We start from the raw sequence: 26439 nt of genomic DNA on the forward strand, positions 1-26439 counted from the left end.
ACAGGAGTTTATGTATGTTAGTAATAATATTACTGCACATAATAAAAAACCGCAAGAACAGGAAAATCAGGGAAGACAAACAGGGTGGATGGACTTTCATAGAAACCTTGATTGTCATAGGTATCATCCTGGTTTTGACATCCTCTGTAGGCTTCATGGCGGTAAAGTACCTGGACCGGGCCAAGGTTGTTACCGCCCGCAGCCAGATAGAAACTCTGGCACTATCGGTGGACGCCTACTTTTTCGACTGCGGCCAGTACCCCCAGGACACACAGGGGCTTTCCGCACTCTGGGAAAAGCCCAAAACAGGAACCGTCCCCGTTTTCTGGAATGGCCCCTACATTAACAAACCCCTGCCAAAGGATCCCTGGGGTAACGACTATGAGTACCTCATCCCGGGATACAAGGGTATGCCCTACGGCATTCGTTCTCTGGGCGGAGACGGCTGCGAAGGAGGAACCGGTAATGAAGCAGACTTATGCTCCTGGGAATGAGAGGGGTTTTGCCCTTTTGGAAGCCCTTTTCTGCCTGTACATAACGGCCTTATTGATTGTGTTTATTTCAGGGAGCGTATCCCTAATTTTTAGAAACTCATCAAAGACTTTTACTGATGGGGTTAATATTATTAAGGATAGGAATATCAGTACCCAAGCAAGCCGGAACCCAGAAAGGATGATGCGCCATGGGGACTAGGGATGAAGGGGGATTTACCCTCCTGGAAACTTTGGCTGCCATGGGGATACTCAGCATACTGGTGTGCCTTATCGCCCTTTCCCTTTCATCTTCCCTTGCCACACTGGGAAGATCAAGGAACCGGCTCATCTTCGCCGTCAAACTTCTGAAGGCCGATGCCTTAATACGCAGCAGGGTTAATGGGATAGCCATCCCCTACTGGGAAACACCTTCCCTGGAAGATGGTGGTTCCTCCCTGGCCATACCCTGGTACAAGGGGGAAAAAGAAAGTTTTTTGAGGATAAAAGCCGAGGAGGGGCGGCTCATCTTGGAAACCGATGATGGCAAAAAAACTGAAACCTTAACCCTGCTCAATGACATTGAAAGTGTGGAACTTTCTCTACTCAGGAACGATTATGATATGCCCTGGGGCATCGCTGTGACCTATATCTATAAACAGCAGAACTACCACACCTGGGCCGCTTTTTCATCAATTCCCCTGGGGAGGGACGCCCCATGAAAGCATGTACTATGTTTTTCTGTACCCTGTTCCTCATTTCAGCCATTACCCTTGGGGCTTGCGGCTTTATTGCTTCGCTTATAAAAATTGAAGGGCAGGCAAGGCAGGAGAACAAACAGGCAACGGAAACTATGGCAATCCTTGACTCCCTGATGGATGCCCTTCAATCGGATACGAGCCCTGAGGAAAACGGCCCGGATGATCCGATATGGTCATGGGATGGGAAAACCATAGGAAACTATACAGTTTCTATCCGCACACTTTCGGATAGGTTAAACCCCAATTTTGTAAGGAAAAATATTTTTGACAAAACACGGCTTTCCGTACTATTTAGACCCGGGAAGACCCCAGATGAACTACAGCAGTACAGGGAAGATCACGGATTTAGCCTTAAAAAAGGAGGATATAAGGATTTTTTTGAAGATAATTTCTATGAACAGTATTTTTCCCCCTATGGATGGGCAAACATCAACCTTACCGATGAATTCGCCGCCCGGCAGTTGGGAACTTTACTAACAGGTTCAGCCATAAAAGGCGAAGCTCTGAGGGGGAAGATAGAGACCCTTCTTATCAGCCAAAGCATCATGAGCAGGGAGGGGCTCAGGACCTTTTTGGGTTCCTCCTGGGAAGAACTTTATCCCTTTGTTAATGCCGAACCTTTGATGAACATCAATTTTATTGAACCCCTGCTGCTCAGGGAAATCCTGTCTTACCCGGATTACCGTATAGCCCATTATGAAACACGCTGTGAAGAAATACTGTACCGTCGTTCCCGGGAAACTCTGGGCCAGGAGGATGTTTCTGTAATCCTTGGAATAGGGAAAACCCATGCATTGTTTTACTACCTTGGCTGCATAAGCTGGTTCTGGGAATTCCGTATATACGGTAACCCTTCTGCGGGAAACAACCATTCCAGAACAGTGATACTATGCAGGATTCCACCATCAACCGATGACAAGGTTGACTATAAAATTATTGAAGAGAGGTTAGAATATGCCCCCATTGCCAATTTTTAATGAAACTGCCTTCCTGGTATCCCCCTTGGATATCATGGTGTTTCTGCTAAAGCTCAAGTCTCGCAACAAAGACATTGCGGAGATAGAAATACGTACTCAACTAAAAACCCTCTACCCCGGCAACCCTGAAGAAATGGTTTTTGATTATCGTATTTATGGCCCAAAACGTCATAAACAGAAATACTGCACAGCAGCGGTCTTTGTAAGTACCCGTACCCTTTATGAGTCCTACAAAAAAATCAACCGGCCCCTTATCCCGGGGATAATCCTTATGTCCACAGGAACAGAAGATATCAGGAGTTATAAAAAAATTGTAATCCTCATCACCCCCAGGTGGATAGAAGCAGGGCAGTTTGAACAAGGGAAACTGTTCCGCTACGCCTCCTATCCCAAGGCTGAGGCAGGGAACAGCCCTGAAAGCACCAGAGAGGACTGTATTAAAAGTATTGAAAATATGCCCACATCACCAATAAGCCCCTTCTTTACCGAAACCGATGACAAGGAAATACCGATATTTCTCATAAACGCCGGAGTGGAAGACAGTGAATATAAAAAAACAGTAAAGGTTCTGGAAACTTTATGCAAAAGCGTAATCCCCATGGATATCGGCACTATTAATCCCCGCCGGGCGTGTAGGCTTCATGGAATATTTCATGAAGCCTACACGCCTTCCCCGGTGCGTAAGAAAAATATCATCTATATCCTTGTTCTATTGAACCTCCTGTCCCTTATCGGATCTTTTCGGATTATCATTGCCGGAACAAACCAAGAAATGTCGCTCTTACAGGAATACTGCCGTGAACAGGAACTACTTTCAAAAAAAGCAGCGTCCCTGGAAAGAGAAATAGGGGAACTGAACTCCCGGCAGTCCGGAGGAAAGATAACCATATATGAGGCTATCGGGGGATTACAGTCCTGCCTTCCAAAAGGTTGGGTAAAATCCCTGGTTATTCAGGAAGGAAAGATCAGCCTTGAAGCTGAGGGGGATGATTCCCTGAATGTTCTGGGGCGGCTGCAATCCTCCGGCCTTTTCTCCAACCTAACCCTGCACCAGGCTTCCCCCTCCGGAATAGCCGGGGAAGTTTTCAGTATCTCAGGAAACTTGGGAGGCATAAACAATGGAAAAAACTAAACGATTTCGTGGGACATCTTTGTTAGCAATTCTCTTCACAAGCATACTTATAACAGCATTCGCCTACAGCATTTGGGAACTCCGTTCCGCCCGGAATACCCTGGAACAATACCGGGACAGGGCTTATGGGGTAAAACCGGTATCCCGGGACTCACTTACGGTACTGGAAAACCAAGCCGAAAACCTACGAAAACTGGAAATTATCCGGATGGATAAGGGAGGATCAGGGAAAAAGAACATATTTTCATCAGTAAAACTATCTATGGAGGAAAAAACAAACCTTATCCGTGACATGCTCCGTACCAGATCTGTCGGAATAGAACGGTTTAGGATTAACAACAGGGATGGGGGATCGGAATTTACCCTCCATTGCCCGCCAATTCCCTTCTTTGGTTTTCTCGCCGAGCTGGAGGAAAAAACAGCCCTTGAACCGGATTACATCAGCATCAAACCGGCTTCCGGTTTTTCAACAATCAATGTTACTGTGAGGTTTAACCATGTACCGTAAATTACTTTTTATTGAAATTGTCCTTGCATTGGGCATTCCGGCTTTACCCCTGGGTGCAATACTAAGCTTAACCACCGGGACCAGGAACAAAATCCAGCCTCCGAATGTGCCGCCCGGGGAAAACCCGATGCTGAGTGTCGGGGCTGCGGGTTCCGGCACTGAGGAGCAAACTGTCCCACCTGTATTTCCAGCACCGGTTTCAATCAAAGAGCTTCCTACGGGAAAGGCCTCCCCGGAGCAGCTGGCCCTCGCCTTCCGGCCCCCGGCGCCGAATACTGTCGTTGCGGTCCCGGCAACTGGGAAACGGGCTGGAGAAGGAAACGCGGCGTCCCCTGCAGCGTCCCCTGAAAAATACCGGAGAGACGATAAATTCAAACACCTGGGTTCCATCAGGGATGGGGGCGACCGGGAATGGCTGTACTTTAAAGACAATGAATCAGGCAGAATCATTGCGGTCAGCCCGGATGGCGCTTCCCGGAATGGCATAGAGTTAGTATCTGCGGATACAGAATCCTATGTGATTACTAAAGACAATATTGAATACCTTATAAGGAGGAATTAAGTATGAGTAAACACTTAATCTGCGTGTATCTTGTCATCGCTATTTTTGTTTCCTGCACATCAGAGCCTACACCCAAAAAAACCGATCTGAGCCTCTACGGGATGATCTATGACCGGGACAACAGGCCGGTTAACGATGCCAGGATCTATATTGACGATACCTACCGTGCCATCAGCGATATACACGGCCGTTTCAGTATCCCGAAACTGAAGACCGGCAGGGAATATCAGATCCGGGCTGCTAAGGCAAACCACGAAGAAGTATGGCTGGATGTGAATTACCTGGACCCCCAGGATGTGCTGTATATCAACATGTACAGCGCAGAGCAGCTTTTAAGCGGGGCTGAACAGGCCCTGAAAGACCGTGACTGGCTGAAGACAGAATTCTTTCTGACCCGGGCAGAGGAAGCCCACTGTGAGTATGCGGCGCTAACGTATCTGCGGGGGATTTTGGCGTTTTACAAAAACGATTATTCCCGAGCCCTGGAAATCCTGGGCTCCCTTGCGGAACAGGAAAAGAGCCTGCCCTACCTTGACCTCTTCATTGCCGATTTGCACCAATACTACTCTGGGGATAGTGAACAGGCACTGAAGTATCTGAAAAAATTCCTTGAAGCCCGGGAAAACCCGGAGGTACAGAAACGGGTCCGGGAGCTGGAAGGATCGTGAGATTTGCACGAACAGAGCTACAGAAATTGTGAATGACAGGAGTTTGCAGCTATGCCCGGAAGCAGTAAAAAGAACAAGTCTGCCCGAAAAATCCATTGGCACCCTGCTTTTTTCCAGGCCATACAGCGCGAATTGGCGGACTATAAAGATGCGCTGGAGTTCAAATATGAACATCAACTCACCACCGAACCGCTGAGGATCGATGTGCTCCTAATCAACAACCTCGCCCTAAAGGGACGAGGTTGTTGTTCTCATAAGGTATTTGTATTCGGGGTTTAATACCCTTTTTAAGCGCCCTAAAGGGCGGGGTATTAAACCCCTCAACACGAATTAAGAAACCCCGGGACCTCGCTATACGCAAAAACATTGGCCGGATATTCCGTGCAGAAAACCTGGTGGAGTATAAAAGCCCCGGGGGCTACCTTTCTGTCAGGGATTTCCATAAAGTGTATGCCTATGCCAGCCTCTATGCCGCCATCACCGGAGGAATTAGCTTTTCCGACTTGACAATCACCTTTGTGCAGAAACGGCATCCCCGGGAGCTTATCAGATATCTTACCCGGGAACGGCATTACACCATTGAGGAAGCCTCGCCGGGGATATACATTGTACATGGGGATTACCTTCCCATTCAGATCATCGAATCCAGAAAGCTTTCCATCCAGGACAATCTCTGGCTAAAATCCCTGACCGATGACTTGGAAACCGAGGAAGCCCATGCTATACTGAGGGAAGACGTAAAATGGGATATAGGCCTGGATGCATACCTGCATACGCTGCTCCAGGCTAATTACAAATCTTTTTGGGAGGCAAGTGAAATGCCAAAAAAAGAGACATTCGAGGAATTCTTTACCAGGGTCGGCCTTATCCCTGAATGGAGGGAACAGGGGGCCCTAAAAGTAGCCCAAAATCTCTTGAATAAAGGGATGTCCGTGGAAGAAACGGCGGAGACGGCGGAGTTGCCTATCGAAAAGATCCGTTCCTTAAAGACCTCGGAAAAAACCAGTAATTAGTGTCTAGCCATAATGACCCTGGCTAGGCGCTCATAGTCGGAAAATAAAAAGCTTGCGTTTATATTGGAAGTAAACAATCCATAAAAACAAGAAGCTTTGCACTACTTGCTACGTAGTTTCCCACGCAACCGCGCAAAGCTCCTTGCTTTAACCTACATTACAAAAACTGCTGCCCGGCCTACTCCATCCCCACCAGGCCGGCAAGCCCTTCAAGGCCATCCGGTTCGGGAACGGCTTCCGGGGCCGGGGCAGGCAGGGCTTCCCGGAGGGGCTCCCCGGAACGGAGGCCAAAGAGCTTTACCCCTTCCCCGGGGAACTGTTCCTTAACTTTGGCAACCGCCCGTTCAATGGTCCGGGCTTCCTCTTCTTCACACCAGATCACCAGAACAAAATTTTCTTCAGGCCAGATGGCATCCCCCATCTTTGGGCCGGACTTGCCGACTCCGTTGACAGCGGGGATTTTGGTGTAGAACTTACCTACATTTTCTGCGGCGAAGGCTTCAAAGAGATTCTCCTCCACCGAGTGGTTGGCGATTAATTCTATCCGGATCATACCCCGGCCTCCTGGATCTTGGAATCAGGCAAGAGTCCTCCACGGGACCTGCCGGTCTCAGCGGTTCTCGCGACGTTCTGGGCCTTGGCCTGTTTCCGGGTCAAACCCTTGGCTATCCGTTCCCGGCGCGCTTCCGCACGGGCTGCCTGTTCATCCGAATGCCTGTTCATGATGTAGTACACCGTGGGCATCAGGAATAGTGTCATGAGGGTACCGAAGGCAAGGCCTCCCAACACAGTTTTACCAATGGGCGCGGTCATTACTGAACCTTCGCCGGGGACGAATGCCATGGGGGCCAGTCCCAGGATGGTGGTGAGGGTGGTCATCAGGATGGGCCTGAGCCGGTTCCCTGCGGCTTCCACGCAGGCATCGTGCAACGAGTACCCCCGCTTGCGCAGTAGGTTGGTGTAGTCTACCAGGACGATACCGTTATTAACAATAACCCCTACCAGTACTAACAGTCCTACTGCGGTAAGGATATTAAAGACATCGCCGGAGATGAAGTAAATCGCCACCACGCCGATGAGGGAAAGAGGAATAGTAAGAATAACGATGAAGGGATCCTTGAAGGATTCAAACAAACTTGCCATGACTCCAAAGACCAGGAATATGGCTACCACGACGATCAGCAAGAAATTGCCCATCATCTTCATCATTTCCGAGTTGCCCCCGCCGTATTCAATGACCACATCCTCATCGGCGGGTATTGACGACTGAACCAGGAGGCGGACTTTCTCATCCAGGGTATTAAGCTTGGCCCCGGGAGCGCCGCTGGCGGTAATATGGATGACCCGGCTTTGGTTTTCACGGTTGATCGACATGGGCCCGGTGCCTTCTTTATAAGTAGCAAAGTTGGAAAGCGGAATCCGCCCGCCGCTCATCTGGCTGTTCACAAAAATATGATCCAGCGCCGGCCGGGTACTCCGGTCCGCTTCCGCCAGAACCAGCACCACATCGTAATTGATGCCATTGTCTTTGTACCGGGTGGCAGTGATGCCGTCCACCGCAGCTTTTATCTCATTACCAATGGTGTACGCGTTAAGGCCCATGGAGTATATCCGGTCCCGGTCAAGCTCAATCTCAATCTGGGGCAGTCCGTCTTTTAGGCTTACCTGAGGCTCCTTTACCTCGGGAACGCTATCCCGGAGGAGTTGGGCAATTTGTTCAGCCAGGACCTTGCCCTTCACCAGGTCATCGGTGCGGAGGGTGATATCAACTGCGGGGCTGCTCATGCCGCCCATGCCGCCCATGCCGCCGCCGGAGAAACTAAAGGAAACCCCGGGAAATTCGTTAAAGTGGGCGCGCATCTTGGTTTTAATGTCCTCGGCGCTGTCGATCCGCTGCGCAAAATCCGGGAGGTTGATACGCAGGGAACCCGAGTTGGTCGAGGAACCACCGCCGAACATACCGCCGCCCCCGGCGTTCAGAACGATCTGATCATAACCCTGTACTTCCCGCTGCACAATGAGCTGCATTTTCTGCAGGGTTGCCTCGGTTTCCACCAGGGGGGTTCCCATGGGAAGGGTAGCGGTAATGCTCACCGAGTCAGCGTCTTGTTCGGGCATAAAAACCCAGCCTATTTTGGGGATAAGCATAATGCTTCCGGCAAAAAGCAGGACCAGGAACCCTATCACAACGGCCTTGTGCCGCAGCACCCGGTCTACCGCCTTGCGGTATGCATTATCAAGGCCGGTGAAGAAATTCTCGAAGCCCTTGTCAATGGAAGCGAGGAAACGATTATTCAGAGGTTTCTGCTTCCGGGTTACCAGGGGGAAGTAATGGCTACCCAACACGGGCACCAGGAAGATTGCCACCAAGAGGGAGATGGTCAGGGATATTACCACCGTAAAGGCCAGGCCCGCAAACATTTCGCCGGCCATTTCCAGCAGGCCCTGAAACATGACCAGAGGGGCAAACACACAAATGGTGGTCAGGGTGGAAGCGGCAATGGCAACGACCATTTCCGATGTGCCCAAAATAGCCGCGGGCTGAAGTTTGGCTCCCTTTTCCCGGTAATGGTAGATATTCTCCAGGATAACAACGGAGTTATCCACCAGCATACCTATACCCAGGACCAGCCCCGCCATGGTCATTAAGTTCAGGGTAAGGCCTAAGAAGTACATCAACATGATAGTAACAACAATGGAAACAGGAATACTGATGCCGATGATCAGGGTCGGCTTTATGGACCGGAGGAATATGAATAGCACAATAATTGCCAGGGCCGCCCCGGACAGGGCGCTGTTTGTTACTTCATTAAGGGAATCTTCTATCTGATCCGTGGTGTTAAAGTTCTCTGTTATCTTGATGTCCTGGGGAATCTCACCGGCGATCTTGACCAGCCGGGCCCGCAGTTCCTTGGCGGTCTGCACTGAATTTTTTCCGCTCTGTTTCTGGACCATGAGCATCACCGAAGGCTGACCGTTCACTAATACTACCGATTCCTGGCTCTTGTAGCCCTCGAAGACATCGGCAATATCCCGGAGGTACACCGTATGGGGCATCTCCACCTGGCCGTTTACCAGGCCGCCGCCCTTGTAGGAGATAACCGTATTACGAATCTGTTCCAAGGAGGTGTATTCACCCATGGTGGTGAGGATATAGTTCATCCCCCCTTCGGTGATGGACCCTGCGGATACCTGGGCATTGTTCCCCGCCAGCATCTGCTGGATCTGGGTTACCGTAAGGCCGTAGGCTTCAAGCCTGTTTTGGGATACCTCCACCCGGATGATCTTTTCCCGCCCGCCGTTTATCGACGCGGTGGCCACACCGGGGGTCTGCTCTATCCGGGGAATAATGGTGTCCTCGGCAATCTCCCGCAGTTCCTCCGGAGAACGGTTCCCCGTAACCTGGAGCCCCATGATGGGCAGCATGGAGGGATCCATTTTGAACATCATGGGAGTATCCGCCCCGCTGGGCATATAGTTCCTGATCCGTTCCAGGGCATCCCGGACGGAGTTGGCTGCATCCGCCAAATCGGTTCCGTAGGTAAACTCCATGATCACCATACTGGTGCCCTTGGATGAAGTGGATGTCAGCTCTTTAAGGGCGGACACACTGGATAGCGCCGCCTCCAGGGTCCGGGTTACGCTGCGTTCAACCTCTTCGGGGCCGGCCCCGGGATAGGATGTGTATACCACCAGATAGGGAGGGTTAATTTCCGGAAGCAAGTCGATGGGCATATTTACCATGGCAAAGACACCCAACCCGATGAGAAGCGCAAAAATAATAAATATCGTTGTCGGCCTTCCGACCGCCATTTTAGCCATACTCATGAACTACCTCCTTAATTAGCAGCGCCCAAAGGCGCGACCTGTTCTATCACGTTGATCCGTGAGCCATCTTCCAAAAGGGTTTGCCCCCGGATGATGATTTCCTGATTAGGGGTAAGCCCCTGCTGTACTTCCAAAACGCCGTCCACCAGAATCCCCGGTGTTATGACCTGCCGTCGGGCAATACGGAACGCCGGGTCCCGGGGATCCGTGGCCACAGTAAACACATAATCTTCACCGGAACGCTGCAGCATGGCGCCGTTGGGAATCTTTACAATATTACTTTTTTCTTCCGTGATGATCCGAACCTTGGCGAACATCCCCGCCTTGAGCTTGGCACCGGGGTTCTCCACATTGACCCGTACCTCCATGGTTCGGGAAGCGGCGTCCACTACCGGGGATATTTCGGTAACACTGCCCCGGAAAACATCTCCGGGCCAGGCGTCCAGGCTAATCTGGCAGGGCTGCCGCAGGGCTATCTTGGAAATAAACCGTTCCGCCACATACAACTTGATCTCCAGGGCATTCCCCCCGGCGATCCGGGCCAATGGCACCGCCTGGCTTATGGTCATCCCCACCTGGGCGGGCAGGGCGGTGATGGTCCCGGCAATAGGCGCCCGGACTATATTAGCCTGGTAGGTCATCCCGGGCCGGGAAGGGTCAACCGCTGCCACAGGATCATTCCGGGCAACCCGGTCGCCGACGGACACATAGACCCGGGTTATCTTCCCCGCGGCGTCCGAAAAGGTATCCACCGAGGTACCGGAAACAATGTCCCCCGAAAGGGCGAGGTAGTCCAGGATTTGCCCCTGAACCGCAAGGGTGGTGTTCACCGCAAATACCGGCACAGCCGGCGCTTCGGCGGCCCCTTTATTCTGGCCCGGAGAGGCCTTGGCTTGATTGCAGCCCGAAAGAACCGCCCCTATAAGTACTGCCGCAAAAACTCCGGCGGCCCTATGATGTATCCTTTTCATTTGACGCTCCCTGCATCACCCTGGGAATCCGAGCTTCCCTGGGAACTCAGGGTTCCGAAGGGAACCCCTATAGAATATTCCAGGTCAATAAGACCTGTACGATAGTTAAACTGCTGTTCCAGCATCTGCACCCTGGCCTGACGCCGGGAAAGATCCGCGTTCTGCACCTGCAACAGGTCCTGGAGCCCCGCCTGGAATGCCTCTAGGGTAAGCCGATAAGTACGCTCCGCCAATTCCACGGTCTGGGACTGGGCCTCTGCGGTAACCTGGGCTTTTTCCAGGGTGAACACAGTATTGTAGATTTCCAGCTCCGTTCCCCGAATAGCCTGGGCAAGGCCATTGTTCAGGGTGCGCAGGCCATTGTCCACATCCTTAAGCCCCTGGCCCTGCTTGGTAAAGGGGAAAAGACTGTTCAGGCTCATCCCCAGAGTTATGGAGAAATTCCCCCGGTCCATCCAGTTGTCCCCATCGCCCCAGCTATCCTTCCAGGGGTCTCGGGTAAAAGTAGGAGTATAAGCCCATGCAAAATTAAGATATGGAGTATGCATCTGTAAAGCCTGGGATTTCCGGGCGCTGGTGGTATAAAGAATACTTTGCCGCAATTCTATAATATCCGGTTTTCCCCGGGAGGCTTTGGAAATTAAGTCCTTTAGCTCCAAGGAAATATAATTAAGCTCACCCTCCACCGGGACCAGTTCAAACTGGGTGTCGTAATCCAACCCCAGGGTCATGGCAAAATTTGCCATTAACATCTTCAAGCCGTTTTCCGCCTGATCGATATTGGGCTTCATGTTATCCCTGGCGACCTGTGCCTGGAGCAGGGTGAGCTGGGGGGCAAGCCCTGCATTGTAATTTGCCCGGGCCATGGTAACCTGCCGTTCCGCAGCGGCATAGCTTTCCCTAAGGAGGCCGACATTTTCCTGGAGCAAGAGCATCTGGTAGTAGGATTTCCGTATATCCCGTTCCATCTGGGCCTTAGCCTTGGCATAGGTCAGCAACCCGGTCTGGTATTCCAGCTTGAAGGTCTTTATCCCTTCTAACAGTGCAAAGCTGAACATAAGGGATGCGGAAAAATTACCCGAGACATTCCACTGGGACGCGGAAGGAGAAACCTCGTTGGTCCGCGCCAGGGTCCCCCTCACATCAAACTCCGGAAGGAACTGATTCCACACCAGATCATATTTCCGCTTTTTAGTATCCAGGGCGATGCGGGAAGATTCTAGGCTGAGGTTGTTCCGTATGGCCAGTTCCACCGCCTCATCCGGGGTAATGCGCCGGGCCGTCTGAGTTTCGGCTTGGGCTTCAGTCTGCCCGAAAGCCGCCGCAGCGCAGAGGAAAAAGGCCAAGACCAAACCGGGAGGATACAAATCCCGCACGGCAATGCCTGTGCATTGCCCGGTTCCGGGAGGGGAATCATGGGACTTCCGGCCCCATGGTCCACGCAGAGAATGTTTCATGTTAGACTCCTTCTCCATCGGCCCCGGGAACGTGTTTTACCACCGAATCCGCAGGGTCAACCATTATAATAGGCCCGCAATCAGCGCGGCCCTTTACGGCTTCTTGCCGTTTATTAACATATACTTGAATATACTGAATTTTTTCCATACAACGCTACCCTTCTATTCCTAAAACAATAAATTTATATAAAATTCGAAAGCTTATATTACTAACATCCGAAAAAGAGCTTCCCTCTGGCCGCCTCATCAGGGTATTGACGATAAGAAAGAGCACCCATTGGGCAAAGGGTTCCCCGGTCAGTTCCAGCCCCCCCTCCTCATGCTCCCGGGTAGGGTCTAATTGGATATCCGCAAAGATCCGAAAAATCCGGGGGGGCATGGAAATTTCCAGGTCCAGCCGCCGGGTCCTGATCCAATCCAGGGTGATGAGAATCTCCGGCCGGGATCGCAGGTAATTGGCAATGCCCACAATGGCCAGGTAAAGCTGTTCCTCCGTCACCGCGGACTGGCTTTTTCCCAACTCAGCGTAATTCATGATCCGGTCAAATTCGGTGAGAAACATCTGGCCAAGCATATCCGCCTTACTCTTAAAGTGGGCATAGAGGCCGCTCTTAGAAATTCCCGATCTCCGGGCAACCATGTCCATAGTGGCGTTCCATGGCCCGGCCTGGGCTACTGCCCCGGCCACTGACTTGAGCAAACTCTCATTTTCCCCCTCCGGGGGAATCTGATGGCTGCCTGACTTTTCTAATTCCTCAAAGTCCATTGCTTCCACCAGCTTTTTATTGAACCCCAGCCCATGGGAAATGATCCCCTCGGCAAAGGAGACAAACTGCTGAACCTCCTCCTCCGTAAGATCCTCATGCTTTTCAAACCTGCTTTTATGGAACCAAGCAACCAAAAAGGTTATGGTGCTCACGATCAACTGGGCACGGCTGGGATACCCATCCCCAGCCTCAAGGAAAGACCAATACTTCTTTACATCTATTCCCCGGATCGCAAACTGTTTCAGAATATCCATGGCCCGGATATTGTCGCCATAGACCTCGATCAGGGAAAAAATGAAGATATACTTATACCGGGCAGTATATTCGGCGATAGTCCGGGCCATGAGGAGTATCCTCTGGTTGTTATCCCGGCTTTCTCCCGCCTTTTCATAGCTTGCCTTCATATAATTCACATAATGATCGCAATAATACCCGTACATAGCGTCCAGTATGGCGTCCTTGTTTCTAAAATGGCGGTACAAAGCCGGCTTGGTAACCCCCAGGGCTTGCGCAATTTGAGAAAGGCTGGTAGTTTTATACAACGTCCGGCCCCAGGCCAGAAACGCCGCTTCTATAATATCCTGCTTTGTCATATCTTTTTATGGCCCTCCGGTATGTTACCGAACGGTCGTTAACATATACAATAACAAGTTACAAATGAAAAGGCAACAGGGTGGGGAGGAAAAATCGCTATTCTTAGCTTATTATAGATGTTCTGTGGTAGTGATCGGGGCGGGCGGGAAATACCCTCGCCCCCCTAACCTGTAGAATTCCCCTCCGTCAGCCCGCTGCGCGGTCTGCTACGGGGAGGAAGGGGGCTTGATGCCTTATTCCAAATAGCGGCCATTATTGAGCCCCACGCCAGGCGGCCTTTATTATTTAACAACCTAGCGGTTGCATTTTCAGGCGTCCAGAGACGGGGGGCAAGGGTATTTCCCGCCCGCCCTGGCCTCTGTCCCTGTATATTTACCTTAAAATCGCGGTTTTTACTCTGGTATGGGGTACCTTGGAACTTTGCTATAATAAGGGGTTAGGGTGGCAGAGAATTTACCCCCGCTCTGTAGAATTCCCCTCCCTGCCTTTATCCCAATATATTTACCTAAAATTGCGGTTTTTACTCTGGTATGGGTACCTTGGAACTTTGCTATACATAACGGGTTAGGGTGGCAGAGAATTTCCCCCCTGCCCTGTAGAATTCTCCTCCCTCCCCGGCCTCTGTCCCTGTATATTTACCAAAAATTGCGGTTTTTACTCTGGTATGGGGTACCTTAAACTAGGGTTATACATAACGGGACGGGTTGGGAAATTTTACTCATATTTGCGGCCCTAAAAAAGGGTGATTACGAATGAAGCTGTTAGGAAAAGGAGGGGGCTCCTTTTCCTGATTCACCTTTGTGTCCCTTCGTGGTGAAATTCTCTCTACTGCTCGGTTTGGGCCTTGGGCCGGCCTACCCTATTCCCCGGCTTCGAACTGGCTGTTGTAGAGCTCTGCGTAGAAGCCGCTGCGGTTGATAAGGTCACTGTGGGTGCCCTGTTCTACAATGTCACCGTCACGGATAACCAGGATGAGGTCTGCGTTGCGGATGGTGGAAAGACGGTGGGCTATGACAAAACTGGTTCGCCCGGTCATCAGGTTGTCCATGGCTTTCTGGATCAGTAGTTCTGTGCGAGTATCAACGCTGCTGGTGGCTTCATCCAGGATCAGTATCTTGGGGTTCGCCAGTACGGCCCGGGCAATGGTGAGAAGCTGTTTCTGACCCTGGGAAATATTCGCGGTTTCCTCATTCAAAACCATTTTATAGCCGTCGGGCCAGGTGTGGACAAAATGATCCACCTGGGCTGCCCGGGCGGCCTCTTCCACATCCTCATCCGAGGCGCCGGGTTTTCCGTAGCGGATATTATCGGCAATGGTCCCGCTGAACAGCCAGGTGTCCTGGAGAACCATACCAAAGAGGGAGCGGAGCTCATCCCGTTTAAAGGACCTGATATCCTTGCCGTCAATGCGTATGGCCCCGCTGCTCACATCGTAAAACCGCATCAGCAGTTTTACTATCGTCGTCTTGCCTGCCCCGGTGGGGCCTACAATGGCGATTTTTTGCCCCGGCTCGATGAGCGCGTCAAGGTCCCGGATGACTAATGTTTCAGGATTATACCCAAAGGCCACATGATCAAACCATACCTGCCCCCGGCTCCCTTCCACGGACACCGGTTGGATAGAGTCGGGTATCTCCTCTTCTTCGGCGAGGAATTCAAACACCCGCTCTGCCGCAGCGGCGGTCTGCTGGAGTATGTTGGAAATGTTAGCAATCTGGGTGATGGGCTGGTTGAAGGAATGGACATACTGGATAAATGCCTGAATACCCCCGATGCTTATTCCGCCCCGGACCGCCAGAAGGCTCCCCAGGATAACAATGATCACATAGGCAATATTACTGATAAGCATGTTTATGGGCATCAAAAGCCCTGACAGAAAATTTGCCCGCCAGGCGGAATGGTACAGGGCATTGTTGTATTCATCAAAGGTGCGGATTGAATCGGCTTCCCCGGAAAAGGCCTTGACCACCGTATGGCTGCTAAACATCTCTTCGATATGGCCGTTTACATTCCCCAGGTAACGCTGCTGATCCTTAAAATAACCCTGGGAAGAACGGATAATCCAGGCAATAGAGAGGAAAAACAGGGGGATGACGCAAAGCGCCACCAGGGTGAGCTGCCAGCTGATGGTGAACATCATTATTACTATTCCGATTACCGAAGCTATAGAGCTGATAATCTGGGTGAGCCCCTGATTCAGGGTCTGGTTCACCGTATCCACATCATTGGTGATCCGGGAGAGTACCTCCCCGTGGGTGGTACCGTCAAAAAACCGAAAAGGCAAGCGGTGAATTTTCAGGTTAATGTCATCCCGCAGTTTATAGCTTATTTTGTTGCTCACCCCGGACATGACATAGCCCTGGATGTACTGGCAGAAGGCGCTGAAAGCATATAGGCCTGCGCAGATCAGGATAATCCGGCCTATACGCACAAAATCTATGCCACCAGTCCCCGCAGCCTGGCGCAGAAATCCTGCGGCCAGCTCGTCGGTGATCATCCCCATGATCCGGGGACCCAGGATCATGAAGGCGGTGGAAATTAAGGCAATGATCCATACAGCAATGAAGGTGGGCAGATGATCCTTGAGGTAGCCCATGAGCTGCTTCATGGTGGCCTTGAAATTTTTCGCCTTCTCTCCCCGCATCATGGCCCTGGGCCCTCCCCTGCCCATGGGCCCCCGCCCGGGTCCCATAAGGCCCGGACCCCTGCGTGGCAATCCGCGGTCGCTCATGCTAATTCCTCCATGGCAAGCTGGGATGAGGCAATTTCATAATACGCCGGGCAGCTTTTAAGGAGCTCCCGGTGGGTACCCCTGCCAATAATCTGCCCCTTATCCATCACCAGGATCTGCTCGGCCTGCATGATGGTCCCCACCCGCTGGGCGATCACAATCCGGGTGACGCCCTGCCGTTTTTCCCGGAGGGCCCTGCGGAGCTGAGCATCGGTCTTAAAGTCCAGCGCAGAAAAACTGTCGTCAAAGATGAGTATCTCCGGTTCTTTAACCAGGGCCCGGGCAATGGACAGCCGCTGCTTTTGGCCGCCGGAAACATTGGCTCCCCCCTGAGCCAGGGCCGCCTCGAACTGTTCCGGTTTTTCGCCGATAAATTCCCAGGCCTGGGCGATTTCCGCAGCCTCCCGTATCTCCGCCTCGGCGGCTTCCTTTTTTCCGTATTTCATATTGAAGCCAATAGTCCCCGAAAGGAGCACGCTTCGCTGGGGCACATAGCCGATTTTACTTCGTAAATTTTGCTGGGCAAGCTTCCGGATATCCACCCCGCCCACGGTAATGGCCCCCTCTGTCACATCGTAGAAGCGCAGGATGAGGCTGGCGACGGTGGACTTCCCGGAACCTGTGGAACCGATGATAGCCGTGGTGAGGCCGCTTTCCGCAGTAAAACTGATATCCCTCAGGGCATCCGTATCCGCACCGGGGTAGCGGAAGGAAACATGATCAAACACCACCTGCCCCCTGGCATTCCCGGGAAAACTCCGGGGATCTTCGGGATCACGGATGGACAGCTCAGAGTCCAGTACTTCTGCGATACGATCCGCCGAAACCGCCGTCCGGGGGATGATCATAAACATCATGGAAAGCATGAGGAAGGACATGATTATATGGGTGGTATATTGCATAAAGGCCATCATATCCCCGATCTCCATGGACATGGCCGCCACCTGATGGGTCCCCACCCAGAGTATGAGCAGGGTAACCCCGTTCATGATCATGGTCATCACCGGGCCCATGAAAATCATAACCCGGTTCACAAAGAGGTTTACCCTAGCGAGCTCCGTATTGACCCCATCAAACCGGGCTTTTTCATACTTCTGGGTCCCGAAGGCCCGGATGACCATGAGACCATTCAGGGTTTCCCGGACCGTGCGGTTCAGTTTGTCCACCAGGGCCTGGATGATCTTGAATTTGGGGGTAGCGATGGACATGATTACCATCACCAGACTGAGCAGGACAATCACCGCCAGGGCTATCATCCAGCTCATGCTGACCGAGGTCCGCAGGGCCATGATCACCCCCCCGATGCCCATTATTGGGGCAAAACAGATCAGCCGTATGCCCATGCCCAGAAGTATCTGGACCTGGGTGATATCGTTGGTACACCGGGTGATGAGGGATGCGGTAGAAAAGGCGTCAAATTCTTTGCTTGAGAAGCTCTCGACCTTGGTGAACACATCGTGCCGCAGGTTCCGGGCCACCCCGGCGGCAATCCGGGTTGAAAGAAACCCCACCGCAACCGATGCAGAGCCGCTTAGCAGGGTTATCCCCAGCATAAAAATTCCGGTTCTGATAATAAAAGCCATTGAGTCCGGATCCCGGTGGATCAAGCCCCGGTTAACGATCTGGGACATGAGGTAAGGAAGGTTGAGATTGCACATAGCCTGGATAAAAAGGGCTACCAAGGCTATGACCAAGGTCAAAAGAAAGGGCTTTAGATATTTTGCCAGCTTGACCATTCGTGTATAGTATTACGGAACCCCCGGCAGGGCAAGCGGATAATGCAGGATTAGCAAAAAGTCTCACCGCCACCCATGCCCCTTTGACAGGGAGCTAAAATAATGGTAAAGTTCGCTGTCTTAATGAGGAAATCCTTAAAAACTGAAGTGTTGAGGGATCCTCTTAAGGCTTATTTTGTTTTTTAAAATGGAGGAAAAAATGAAACAAACAAAGAAGATCGTGGCCCTGATTATGGGCCTGACCCTTTTCACAGGGTCCCTTTTTGCCGGCGGGAGCCAGCAAAACAGTGGGCAAAGCTCGGGGAAAAAGGTGTTAACCATTGCGTCCCAGGACCCCCAGGTGCCCCTGGATATGCAGCTTAATACCTATTCACTGATTTCCAGGATCACCGACAGTACCAGTGAAACCCTTTTATACGGTACTGCAGACGGCGGCATTAAGCCCCTGCTCCTTACCGGTATGCCCACGGCCTCCGCGGATGGCCTGACCTTTAGCTTTGAACTGAAAAAGGGTGTCACCTTTCATAACGGGGCGCCCCTGACCAGCAAGGATGTCAAATACTCCTACGAGCGCTTAATCAAAAAAATAAAAATGGCCAGCCTCCTGGAACAGGTGGCAGGTTACCAGGCTTTTGCGGACGGGAAAGCCGCGGATCTTTCGGGGTTCAAAATCATCGACGATCTGCATTTTTCCATCACCCTGTCGGAAACCTATACCCCCTTTGTATCGGTACTTTCCACCGCTTACTGCGCCATATACCCCGCCGAAGCCTGTGAAGCCGCTGGGGATGAATGGGGGCTGTCGGTACTGTACGGAACCGGCCCTTTCAAATTTGTGCGCTACGTCATGGGTGAAGAGGCGGTTATCGAAAAATATCCCGCCTACCACGGTTCCCCCGCCAAGATAGACGAAATCGTCTACAAATTTATCCCTTCCGCAAATACCCAGGTTTTGGAATATGAAAAGGGCAACGTCGATATCGTATATCTGGATACCACCCTCTATCCCACCTATGCCAACGGCCCCTTAAAGGGCGAAATCCAGGACTACCCCCGGGTGGGCGGCTGGTTCATGTCCATGAATGTCAAAAAAATTGCGGATGTCCGGATCCGCCAGGCGATTTCCCTGTCCATTGACCGGGAAGCGATCTGTAAGGGCATCATGTACGGCACTGCAAAGCCCGCCACGGGCTTTATCCCCGCCGGGCTAATCGGTTATAACGACAAATTGCCGGTGCTGGAATACAATCCCACCAAGGCAAAACAGCTTCTGGCGGACGCCGGGTATCCCAACGGCTACGATTTAACCGTGGCAATTAATACCCGTTATACCGCCGGGGTTGCCCTGGCCACTGCATTCCAGGCCCAGGCAAAGGCCAGCGGTATAAACGTGACCATCAATTCCATGGACAGCGCCGGCTGGACGGATATGCGGTCAAGCGGTGCCCTGGTTACCGGTTTCGGCAACTGGTATGTGGACTACAACGATCCCGACAGTATGCTCTACCCCGTCAAGGATTCCCGTACGGATCTGTCTTCCACCTTCTGGCATAATGCGGAATTTAAAAGCCTTATGGAACAGGGGGTAAAAACCTCGGATACCGCAGCCAGGCAGAAGATATACGAGCGGGCGAATGAAATTCTTTCCCGGGAGGAATATCCGGTGGCCATGGTTTACAATGAAATGTCCTTCTACCTGCAGAAGCCCTACGTTTCAGGGTATTCCATGGGCGCGGACGGTCGTTTCTCCTTCGCGGATACCGTAATAAACAAATAGCGGCTTTCCGGAACGGATACGTCATGGACCGCTGGTAATGCCGTAATCCGGGGTGGTTTCAAAACTTTCGTTTTGAAACCACCCGGTTTTTGTTTATATTTTTCGGGAGGCGGCTTTGGCCCAGTATATACTACGCCGTATTGCGCAAACATTTTTGGTGCTTATCGGCATTACCCTGATTACGTTCATTTTACTGAACGTAGTCCCTGGGGACCCCGTAGCATTGATGCTGGAAAAACGAGCAGATGCCGAATCCATGGCCAAGGTGCGCCATGAACTGGGGCTTGATGTGCCCCTGCACCTACAGTATTTTAACTTTATAAAGAACGCCATCCGCATGGATTTTGGAAAATCCTACTTTACCCATAAAAATGTCACCGAAGTACTGCTCAAATCCTTCGGCATTACCCTTCGTTTGGCGGGGACTTCTTTTTTCTTTGCGGTACTGCTTGGAATATCCGGGGGGATCACCGCCGCTATAAACCGGGGGAAAAAGCGGGACTCCATAATCATGATGCTTTCCATGGCGGGAATTTCAGCGCCCGTATTCTGGGTAGCGATTATTCTACAGATTGTGTTTGGGCTTAAACTGGACTGGTTTCCCATTTCCGGTTACGGGACGCCGATTTCTTTTGTGTTGCCCGGAATAGCCCTGGGAACCCGGTATGCGGCGAGCATTGCCCGGATAACCAGAACCAGTATGCTTGATGTGGTGAAACAGGATTATATCAGAACCGCCCGGGCCAAGGGGGCCAGCAAGGCCCTGGTTCTTTTCAAGCACGCCTTAAAAAACGCCCTGATCCCTATCATCACCATGATGGGAACCCAGTTGGGCAATATGCTGGCCGGCTCCATGCTGGTGGAAACTATTTTTTCCATCCCCGGAATCGGCAAGCTCATGGTAGACAGCATGGGGTCCCGGGACATACCCCTTATCCAGGGAACCGTTGTCTACATTGCCGCAGTTTTTGTATTTATCAACCTGATAGTCGATGTTTCCTATGCCTTTATTGATCCCCGTATCAGAATCGGGCAGGGGGCAAAATAGGATGTTTTTTATGAAACGAAAAAAATTGGAAGAGCAGATCCTGGCCGGGGATATTCAGCATACCGGTTATTATAAAGATGCCTTTATGAGGCTGAAGAAAAACAAAATAGTAATGGCCTGCCTCATCTTCATTGGCTTGCTTGTTCTGTCCGCCCTGCTGGCGCCGGTAATTGCCCCCCATGATCCGGATGAACAGAATTACGAAGCGGTTCTACAAAAGGCTTCCCCAAGGTACCTCCTGGGCGCCGATGAATTTGGCAGGGATATTCTTTCCCGGATTATTTACGGCGGGCGGGTATCCTTTTCCGTGGGCCTACTGACCCAATTATTCGCAAGCCTTATCGGGATCACCCTGGGCGCGATTGCGGGGTACAACGGCGGCTGGATCGACGCGGTCATTTCCCGAATCATGGAAATATTTTCCGCCTTTCCGGATCTGCTCCTGGCCATGGGTATCATGTTTGTAATCGGTCCCGGGGTAGCCAATGTGTTTATCGCCCTGGCCCTGCTCTCCTGGGTAAGCATCGCCCGGCTCATCCGGGGACAGGTGCTGCAGCTTAAAGAAACCGAGTACATCGAAGCGGCCAGGGTATGCGGGGCCAGCGGTTTTTGGATCATCCTGAAACATATGCTGCCCAACTGTGTTTCTACTATTATTGTGATGGTCACCCTGGGCATTCCCAATGCCATTATGTCAGAAGCGTCCCTAAGCTTTCTGGGACTGGGAATTCAACCCCCCATCGCAAGCTGGGGGGCCATGATAAGCGCCGCCCAACCCTATATCGGATACCGTCCCTGGTACAGTATTTTCCCCGGGATCGCAATTATCCTGACGGTGATTGCCTTTAATATTTTCGGCGACGGCCTTCGGGACGCCCTGGATCCAAAATTAAGGAACTAAGGATATGTCAGAGCCGCAAAATTTATTGGACGTTACAGGATTAAAAACCTATTTTTACATAGGCGATTCGGTAATTAAATCCGTGGATGATGTCTCCTTTTCCTTACAAAAGGGAAAAACCTTAGGGATAGTCGGCGAATCGGGCTGTGGAAAAAGCGTAACATCCCTGTCTATACTCCGTTTGGTTGAAGGCCCCGCAGGCAGGATTGTTGGCGGGACTGTCTGTTTTCACGGTACGGATCTGCTGGAAAAAACCGAAAAGGAAATGGAAAATATCCGGGGAGGCAAAATCGCCATGGTTTTTCAGGAACCCATGACTTCCCTCAATCCGGTTTATACCATCGGCAACCAACTCATTGAGGCTATACGGCTGCACAACAGGGTATCCCGCCAAAAGGCCCGGAAACAGGCCCTGGAGATGCTGGAGCTGGTAAAGATTCCCCTGCCGGAAAAGAGGATTGACGAATATCCCCATGAACTTTCCGGGGGAATGCGCCAGCGGGTGATGATTGCCATGGCCCTGTGCTGCAAACCGGATCTCCTTATCTGCGACGAGCCTACCACGGCCCTGGATGTTACTATCCAGGCCCAGATACTCGAACTGATCCGGGAATTACAGAAAGAAACCGAAACCGCAGTAATGATGATAACCCACGACTTGGGGGTGATCGCCGAGATCGCCGACGATGTAATGGTAATGTATGCGGGAAAAATTGTTGAATATTCCGATGCGGATACGCTTTTTGAAAATCCCCGGCATCCCTATACCATAGGGCTTCTGGAATGTATCCCCCGGGTAGATCGGGACCAGGAAGCTCTCAGGGTTATTCCCGGCATGGTGCCCAGTCACGAGGATATGCCCCGGGGCTGCGCTTTTTCTCCCCGCTGCGGACATGCCAGGGATATCTGCCGGCAGCAGATGCCGGACTTGATACACAAGGATGGATACCAGGTCCGCTGTTTTAAATACGGCGATCAATGGGAAGGAGCTGAGCCATGAGCGGTGAAAATACCGCAGCAGAAACTCTACTGCAGGTTGAACATCTCCGGAAATGGTTTTTAGCCAAAGGCGCCGGATCCCTTTTCCGAACTTCCTATATCAAAGCGGTGAATGATGTATCCTTTACCCTCAATAAATATGAAACCCTGGGGGTAGTCGGGGAATCGGGCTGCGGGAAGTCCACCATGGGGCGGGTAATACTCCGGCTCCTGGCGCCCTCAGGCGGAAAGGTATTATTTGAAGGAAAAGACCTGGGGACCCTTTCGGGCAGCAAATTCCGGAAGCTCCGGGCTGATATGCAGATTATTTTCCAGGACCCCTACGCATCCCTAGACCCCCGGTTTACTGTCGGGGATGCCATAGCCGAACCCCTGAACATTCAACGCCATCTGGATATGAAAACAAAACTGCGGATGGTGGCGGATATGATGGAACGGGTCGGTTTAAACCCCCGGCACATCGGCCGGTATCCCCATGAATTTTCCGGAGGTCAGCGCCAGCGTATCGGCATCGCCCGGGCAATGATACTAAAACCAAAACTCGTGGTATGCGACGAACCGGTTTCAGCCCTGGACGTATCCATTCAGGGGCAGGTAATAAATCTGCTTAAGGATCTGCAAAAAGAACTCGGCATGGCCTATATCTTTATCTCCCATGACCTGAGTGTAATACGGCATATTTCGGATCGGGTGCTGGTTATGTATTTGGGCAATGTGGTTGAACTGGCCCCGAAGGAAGCGCTCTACGCCCGTAAGCTGCATCCCTATACCCAGGCCCTGCTTTCGGCCATCCCCATACCGGGAAGACGGGTAAAGCGGGAAAAGATCATCCTCCAGGGGGATCTGCCAAGTCCGGCGAATCCGCCGCCGGGATGCTGTTTTCATACCCGGTGTTTTATGGCCCGGGATATATGCAAAATCCAAACGCCGCAGCTTGAGGAATATATGCCCGCTCATTATTGTGCCTGTCATTTTGCGGAGAAAAACAAAGAAGCCACGCTATGAAATTTTTTATAGCTTACAAAACAGATTTTCTATTAAGGAGTAAATTACTATGAAGATTACGAAAATTAACGTCAAGCCCGTTTCGGTGGCGCTTCAGGAACCCCTGCGTATTTCCCTGGGGCTCATTACCCATTCCATCAGCGCTGTTACCTCCATTGAGACCGACGAGGGGCTCACTGGTTATGGGGAAGGGTCCCCGGGGATACTCATCACCGGGGAAACCCTGGCGGGCGCCGTGGAAGCCATAGGGATCTTTGAAAAGGACCTAATCGGTACGGACCCCCTGGATATTGAAAAGGTGCACTACATCATGAACCGCATCGCCGCCCACGCCCCTTCCGCAAAGACCGCCATAGACATAGCCTGTTACGATCTGCTGGGCAAAAAAGCCGGCCTGCCGGTGTACAAGCTCCTGGGGGGAAATGAGGATCATCTCATCACCGATATTACCATCGGCATCGGGGATCCTGAACAATCCGCTGGGAAGGCAAAGAAATATATTGAAGCCGGCTTTGATACCATAAAAACAAAGGTCGGCACGGGCTTCGAAGAAGACATTGCCCGGGTTAAGGCTATCAGAAACGCTGTGGGGCCGACGGTTAAAATACGGCTTGATGCGAATCAGGGCTGGTCGCCGAAAACTGCGATCAGGATGATCAACCGCCTTGCGGAATATGACATAGAACTGGTAGAACAACCCGTGCCCTATTACAATATCGACGGCCTGGCCTATGTGACCAAACACTCTCCGATCCCCATCATGTCCGACGAAAGCGCTTTTGATTCCAAGGATGTCCTCCGGCTAATCAGGGAACATGCAGTAGATCTGGTCAATATTAAACTTATGAAATGCGGCGGTATCCACGAGGCCCTCAAGATAAACAGTATCTGTGAAGCCGCAGGGGTTGAATGTATGCTGGGCTGCATGGTTGAAGAATCGAATATCGGCATTACCGCCGCCGCCAGCCTGGGCGCTGCGGTACGGAACATTACCCGCTTTGATCTGGATGCAGCCTTTGGTTTGAAGGAACTGCCCATTGAAGGGGGGGTTGATTTAAGCAAAAACAAACTACTGACCCTGTCGGCGGCGCCGGGCTTCGGCTTCAAAAAATGAGGAAGGATTATTATGGCTATTGATCTATCGTTTCAGAGCGTACCCCTGCCGGAGGATCTGCAAAAACTCAAATTCTACGGGGATTTTTCAGGCGCAGAAAAACTAATCACCTTTCTTCTGAACAAAAAGATACCCGAAGCCCTGCGCCGGCGGCTGGAAATTGAAAGGGCTGTCCTTGAGTGTATGTCTCTGGATGAATATCCCTATACCTTTGAGGAAGCGTCGGCCATGATGCAGGAGCGGATTCGGGATTATTCCGAGGGAGAGCTGACAGGGCTTAAAGAAACAGGACTTGCGGATTGGATCTTTATTGACGGGAAGGTCCGATTTCAGCGGCGTTTCTTCGAAAATCTGACCAAGACCCGCCCTGAATACGAGAGCCGTTTACTCAAAAGGGAGCCTCAGGAGATTACCGCCCGGAAGCAGCAGGTTCTTAACGATAATGTGAGGCTTATGAAGGAAAAGGGGGGGAGGACCGTTGAAATTACCCTCAGGACTTCAATTAAGATAAAAAAGGAATTTGAAGAAATCGGAAAAGAAGTTACGGTTCACCTTCCCCTTCCCCGGGAATGCCGTCAGGTATCGGGTTTTTCGCTCTTGAAAACCACCCCGGAAGGCGCAAGTATCGCCCCCCCGGAAGCCCCCCAGCGTACCGCCTGTTTTAAGACCATCCTGAAGGGGGATGATCGTTTCTCCCTTGAATACCGCTTCCTGAACCACCTGGATTATATCAACCCCGATCCCGGCCAGGCGGTACAAACCGGGGTTTCCTTTGACCTGGGAGAACAGCTTCCCCATATACAATTTACCCCCTACCTGCAGTTCCTGCTTAAAGAAATTGTGGGGGATGAAAAAAACCCCGTGAACACGGCCCGGCGCATCTATGATTTTATAACTACCACGGTGGACTATTCCTATATGCGCGCCTATTTTACCATAGACAACATTTCCCAGTACGCTGCGGTGAACCTTAAGGGGGACTGCGGGGTCCAGGCAATACTCTTTATTACCCTGTGCCGCATGGCAGGAATTCCCGCGCGGTGGCAGTCAGGTCTGTTTACCGCCGAATATTATACCGGCTGCCATGACTGGGCCGAATATTACATAGAACCCTGGGGCTGGATATTTGCGGATCTGTCCTTCGGGGGCAGTTCCTGGCGGGCCGGAGAAACTGAACGGTGGAATTACTATTTCAGCAACCTGGATGTTTTCAGAATGCCCGCCAATGGTTCCATGCAGGATGACTTCACGCCTCCCAAAAAACAGCTCCGTTCCGATCCCGTGGATAACCAGAGAGGGGAGATTGAATATGGGGACAGGGGCCTGCCCATGGCAAGCCTTGAGACAGAGCAGGTACTTCTTTCCATCAGGGATGTTTAACAAAAGGGAATCTCTAAAAACCAAGCGGGTTTTTAGAGGC

23 protein-coding genes are annotated in these 26439 nt (G+C 51.6%); 16 read left to right on the plus strand and 7 right to left on the minus strand.

Annotation, left to right across the window (positions count from 1 at the left end):
* Nucleotides 1–14: 14 nt before the first annotated feature.
* From gspG to TREPR_RS12600, 9 genes are all read left to right on the plus strand, one after another.
* Entirely contained in the window at nucleotides 15–494 is a 480-nt protein-coding gene (gene gspG, locus TREPR_RS12555; protein ID WP_015708696.1) for a type II secretion system major pseudopilin GspG, read from the plus strand.
* A 188-nt stretch (nucleotides 495–682) separates the two neighbouring features.
* Entirely contained in the window at nucleotides 683–1192 is a 510-nt protein-coding gene (locus TREPR_RS12565; RefSeq protein ID WP_015708698.1) for a type II secretion system protein, read from the plus strand.
* Nucleotides 1189–2208 (plus strand): hypothetical protein, encoded by a 1020-nt coding sequence (locus tag TREPR_RS12570; RefSeq protein ID WP_041611192.1) that lies wholly within the window; start codon nucleotides 1189–1191, stop codon nucleotides 2206–2208. The genes TREPR_RS12565 and TREPR_RS12570 overlap by 4 nt, the downstream gene beginning before the upstream one ends.
* Nucleotides 2186–3340, plus strand: a complete 1155-nt coding sequence (locus TREPR_RS12575) for a PilN domain-containing protein (RefSeq protein WP_015708700.1) — start codon at nucleotides 2186–2188, stop codon at nucleotides 3338–3340. Before TREPR_RS12570 ends, TREPR_RS12575 begins: the two co-directional genes overlap by 23 nt.
* Nucleotides 3327–3848, plus strand: coding sequence for a type II secretion system protein M (locus TREPR_RS12580; RefSeq protein WP_148257307.1), 522 nt, complete (start codon nucleotides 3327–3329; stop codon nucleotides 3846–3848). Before TREPR_RS12575 ends, TREPR_RS12580 begins: the two co-directional genes overlap by 14 nt.
* Nucleotides 3838–4410, plus strand: coding sequence for a hypothetical protein (locus TREPR_RS12585; RefSeq protein WP_015708702.1), 573 nt, complete (start codon nucleotides 3838–3840; stop codon nucleotides 4408–4410). The genes TREPR_RS12580 and TREPR_RS12585 overlap by 11 nt, the downstream gene beginning before the upstream one ends.
* A gap of 2 nt (nucleotides 4411–4412) precedes the next feature.
* The gene (locus tag TREPR_RS12590) at nucleotides 4413–5078 is read left to right on the plus strand and encodes a tetratricopeptide repeat protein (RefSeq protein ID WP_015708703.1); all 666 of its coding nucleotides are present in this window, start codon (nucleotides 4413–4415) and stop codon (nucleotides 5076–5078) included.
* A gap of 51 nt (nucleotides 5079–5129) precedes the next feature.
* Nucleotides 5130–5357, plus strand: a complete 228-nt coding sequence (locus TREPR_RS12595) for a hypothetical protein (protein ID WP_041611193.1) — start codon at nucleotides 5130–5132, stop codon at nucleotides 5355–5357.
* Nucleotides 5358–5473: 116 nt separating this feature from the next.
* Nucleotides 5474–6091 (plus strand): hypothetical protein, encoded by a 618-nt coding sequence (locus TREPR_RS12600; RefSeq protein WP_015708704.1) that lies wholly within the window; start codon nucleotides 5474–5476, stop codon nucleotides 6089–6091.
* Between the two features lie 178 nt (nucleotides 6092–6269).
* Here the strand turns inward: TREPR_RS12600 and TREPR_RS12605 are convergent, their stop codons facing one another.
* From TREPR_RS12605 to TREPR_RS12635, 7 genes are all read right to left on the minus strand, one after another.
* Nucleotides 6270–6644 carry a PG0541 family transporter-associated protein gene (locus TREPR_RS12605; protein WP_015708705.1) on the minus strand — a complete coding sequence of 125 codons (375 nt, stop codon included), beginning with the start codon at nucleotides 6642–6644 and terminating at the stop codon, nucleotides 6270–6272.
* A complete protein-coding gene (locus tag TREPR_RS12610) occupies nucleotides 6641–9919 on the minus strand; it encodes an efflux RND transporter permease subunit (RefSeq protein ID WP_015708706.1) in 3279 nt (1092 codons plus the stop codon). Before TREPR_RS12610 ends, TREPR_RS12605 begins: the two co-directional genes overlap by 4 nt.
* An 11-nt stretch (nucleotides 9920–9930) precedes the next feature.
* Nucleotides 9931–10890 (minus strand): efflux RND transporter periplasmic adaptor subunit, encoded by a 960-nt coding sequence (locus tag TREPR_RS12615; protein ID WP_015708707.1) that lies wholly within the window; start codon nucleotides 10888–10890, stop codon nucleotides 9931–9933.
* A complete protein-coding gene (locus TREPR_RS12620) occupies nucleotides 10887–12347 on the minus strand; it encodes a TolC family protein (protein ID WP_015708708.1) in 1461 nt (486 codons plus the stop codon). Before TREPR_RS12620 ends, TREPR_RS12615 begins: the two co-directional genes overlap by 4 nt.
* A gap of 154 nt (nucleotides 12348–12501) precedes the next feature.
* Nucleotides 12502–13707: a TetR/AcrR family transcriptional regulator gene (locus TREPR_RS12625; protein WP_015708710.1), complete on the minus strand. Its 1206-nt coding sequence runs from the start codon at nucleotides 13705–13707 to the stop codon at nucleotides 12502–12504.
* An 860-nt stretch (nucleotides 13708–14567) separates the two neighbouring features.
* Entirely contained in the window at nucleotides 14568–16439 is a 1872-nt protein-coding gene (locus TREPR_RS12630; RefSeq protein WP_148257308.1) for an ABC transporter ATP-binding protein, read from the minus strand.
* A complete protein-coding gene (locus TREPR_RS12635; RefSeq protein WP_015708712.1) occupies nucleotides 16436–18175 on the minus strand; it encodes an ABC transporter ATP-binding protein in 1740 nt (579 codons plus the stop codon). The genes TREPR_RS12630 and TREPR_RS12635 overlap by 4 nt, the downstream gene beginning before the upstream one ends.
* A gap of 199 nt (nucleotides 18176–18374) precedes the next feature.
* Between TREPR_RS12635 and TREPR_RS12640 the strand changes: the two genes are divergently transcribed.
* The 7 genes from TREPR_RS12640 (at nucleotide 18375) to TREPR_RS12670 (ending at nucleotide 26399) form a co-directional block, all read left to right on the plus strand.
* Entirely contained in the window at nucleotides 18375–19952 is a 1578-nt protein-coding gene (locus TREPR_RS12640; RefSeq protein ID WP_169313428.1) for an ABC transporter substrate-binding protein, read from the plus strand.
* A 115-nt stretch (nucleotides 19953–20067) separates the two neighbouring features.
* Nucleotides 20068–21000 carry an ABC transporter permease gene (locus TREPR_RS12645; RefSeq protein ID WP_015708714.1) on the plus strand — a complete coding sequence of 311 codons (933 nt, stop codon included), beginning with the start codon at nucleotides 20068–20070 and terminating at the stop codon, nucleotides 20998–21000.
* Nucleotides 21001–21010: 10 nt separating this feature from the next.
* A complete protein-coding gene (locus TREPR_RS12650; RefSeq protein WP_201765741.1) occupies nucleotides 21011–21901 on the plus strand; it encodes an ABC transporter permease in 891 nt (296 codons plus the stop codon).
* Nucleotides 21902–21905: 4 nt separating this feature from the next.
* Nucleotides 21906–22901, plus strand: a complete 996-nt coding sequence (locus TREPR_RS12655; protein WP_015708716.1) for an ABC transporter ATP-binding protein — start codon at nucleotides 21906–21908, stop codon at nucleotides 22899–22901.
* The gene (locus tag TREPR_RS12660) at nucleotides 22898–23905 is read left to right on the plus strand and encodes an ABC transporter ATP-binding protein (RefSeq protein ID WP_015708717.1); all 1008 of its coding nucleotides are present in this window, start codon (nucleotides 22898–22900) and stop codon (nucleotides 23903–23905) included. The genes TREPR_RS12655 and TREPR_RS12660 overlap by 4 nt, the downstream gene beginning before the upstream one ends.
* A gap of 49 nt (nucleotides 23906–23954) precedes the next feature.
* Entirely contained in the window at nucleotides 23955–25019 is a 1065-nt protein-coding gene (locus TREPR_RS12665) for a mandelate racemase/muconate lactonizing enzyme family protein (RefSeq protein WP_015708718.1), read from the plus strand.
* 12 nt (nucleotides 25020–25031) lie between these two features.
* Nucleotides 25032–26399 (plus strand): transglutaminase-like domain-containing protein, encoded by a 1368-nt coding sequence (locus tag TREPR_RS12670; RefSeq protein WP_015708719.1) that lies wholly within the window; start codon nucleotides 25032–25034, stop codon nucleotides 26397–26399.
* The last annotated feature ends 40 nt before the right edge of the window (nucleotides 26400–26439 follow it).

The sequence above is a fragment of the Treponema primitia ZAS-2 genome (genome assembly GCF_000214375.1).
GTDB classification, from domain to species: Bacteria; Spirochaetota; Spirochaetia; order Treponematales; family Breznakiellaceae; genus Termitinema; species Termitinema primitia.

Excerpts from the sequence above, each read along its gene's own strand:
- TREPR_RS12630 (WP_148257308.1), bottom strand. The coding sequence starts at position 16,439 with ATGAGCGACCGCGGATTGCCACGCAGGGGTCCGGGCCTTATGGGACCC.
- TREPR_RS12660 (WP_015708717.1), top strand. The coding sequence starts at position 22,898 with ATGAGCGGTGAAAATACCGCAGCAGAAACTCTACTGCAGGTTGAACAT.
- TREPR_RS12640 (WP_169313428.1), top strand. The coding sequence starts at position 18,375 with ATGAAACAAACAAAGAAGATCGTGGCCCTGATTATGGGCCTGACCCTT.
- TREPR_RS12655 (WP_015708716.1), top strand. The coding sequence starts at position 21,906 with ATGTCAGAGCCGCAAAATTTATTGGACGTTACAGGATTAAAAACCTAT.
- TREPR_RS12665 (WP_015708718.1), top strand. The coding sequence starts at position 23,955 with ATGAAGATTACGAAAATTAACGTCAAGCCCGTTTCGGTGGCGCTTCAG.
- TREPR_RS12620 (WP_015708708.1), bottom strand. The coding sequence starts at position 12,347 with ATGAAACATTCTCTGCGTGGACCATGGGGCCGGAAGTCCCATGATTCC.
- TREPR_RS12595 (WP_041611193.1), top strand. The coding sequence starts at position 5,130 with ATGCCCGGAAGCAGTAAAAAGAACAAGTCTGCCCGAAAAATCCATTGG.
- TREPR_RS12590 (WP_015708703.1), top strand. The coding sequence starts at position 4,413 with ATGAGTAAACACTTAATCTGCGTGTATCTTGTCATCGCTATTTTTGTT.
- TREPR_RS12670 (WP_015708719.1), top strand. The coding sequence starts at position 25,032 with ATGGCTATTGATCTATCGTTTCAGAGCGTACCCCTGCCGGAGGATCTG.
- TREPR_RS12580 (WP_148257307.1), top strand. The coding sequence starts at position 3,327 with ATGGAAAAAACTAAACGATTTCGTGGGACATCTTTGTTAGCAATTCTC.
- TREPR_RS12650 (WP_201765741.1), top strand. The coding sequence starts at position 21,011 with ATGAAACGAAAAAAATTGGAAGAGCAGATCCTGGCCGGGGATATTCAG.
- TREPR_RS12635 (WP_015708712.1), bottom strand. The coding sequence starts at position 18,175 with ATGGTCAAGCTGGCAAAATATCTAAAGCCCTTTCTTTTGACCTTGGTC.
- TREPR_RS12565 (WP_015708698.1), top strand. The coding sequence starts at position 683 with ATGGGGACTAGGGATGAAGGGGGATTTACCCTCCTGGAAACTTTGGCT.
- TREPR_RS12605 (WP_015708705.1), bottom strand. The coding sequence starts at position 6,644 with ATGATCCGGATAGAATTAATCGCCAACCACTCGGTGGAGGAGAATCTC.
- TREPR_RS12610 (WP_015708706.1), bottom strand. The coding sequence starts at position 9,919 with ATGAGTATGGCTAAAATGGCGGTCGGAAGGCCGACAACGATATTTATT.
- TREPR_RS12585 (WP_015708702.1), top strand. The coding sequence starts at position 3,838 with ATGTACCGTAAATTACTTTTTATTGAAATTGTCCTTGCATTGGGCATT.
- TREPR_RS12575 (WP_015708700.1), top strand. The coding sequence starts at position 2,186 with ATGCCCCCATTGCCAATTTTTAATGAAACTGCCTTCCTGGTATCCCCC.
- TREPR_RS12625 (WP_015708710.1), bottom strand. The coding sequence starts at position 13,707 with ATGACAAAGCAGGATATTATAGAAGCGGCGTTTCTGGCCTGGGGCCGG.
- TREPR_RS12570 (WP_041611192.1), top strand. The coding sequence starts at position 1,189 with ATGAAAGCATGTACTATGTTTTTCTGTACCCTGTTCCTCATTTCAGCC.
- TREPR_RS12615 (WP_015708707.1), bottom strand. The coding sequence starts at position 10,890 with ATGAAAAGGATACATCATAGGGCCGCCGGAGTTTTTGCGGCAGTACTT.
- gspG (WP_015708696.1), top strand. The coding sequence starts at position 15 with ATGTTAGTAATAATATTACTGCACATAATAAAAAACCGCAAGAACAGG.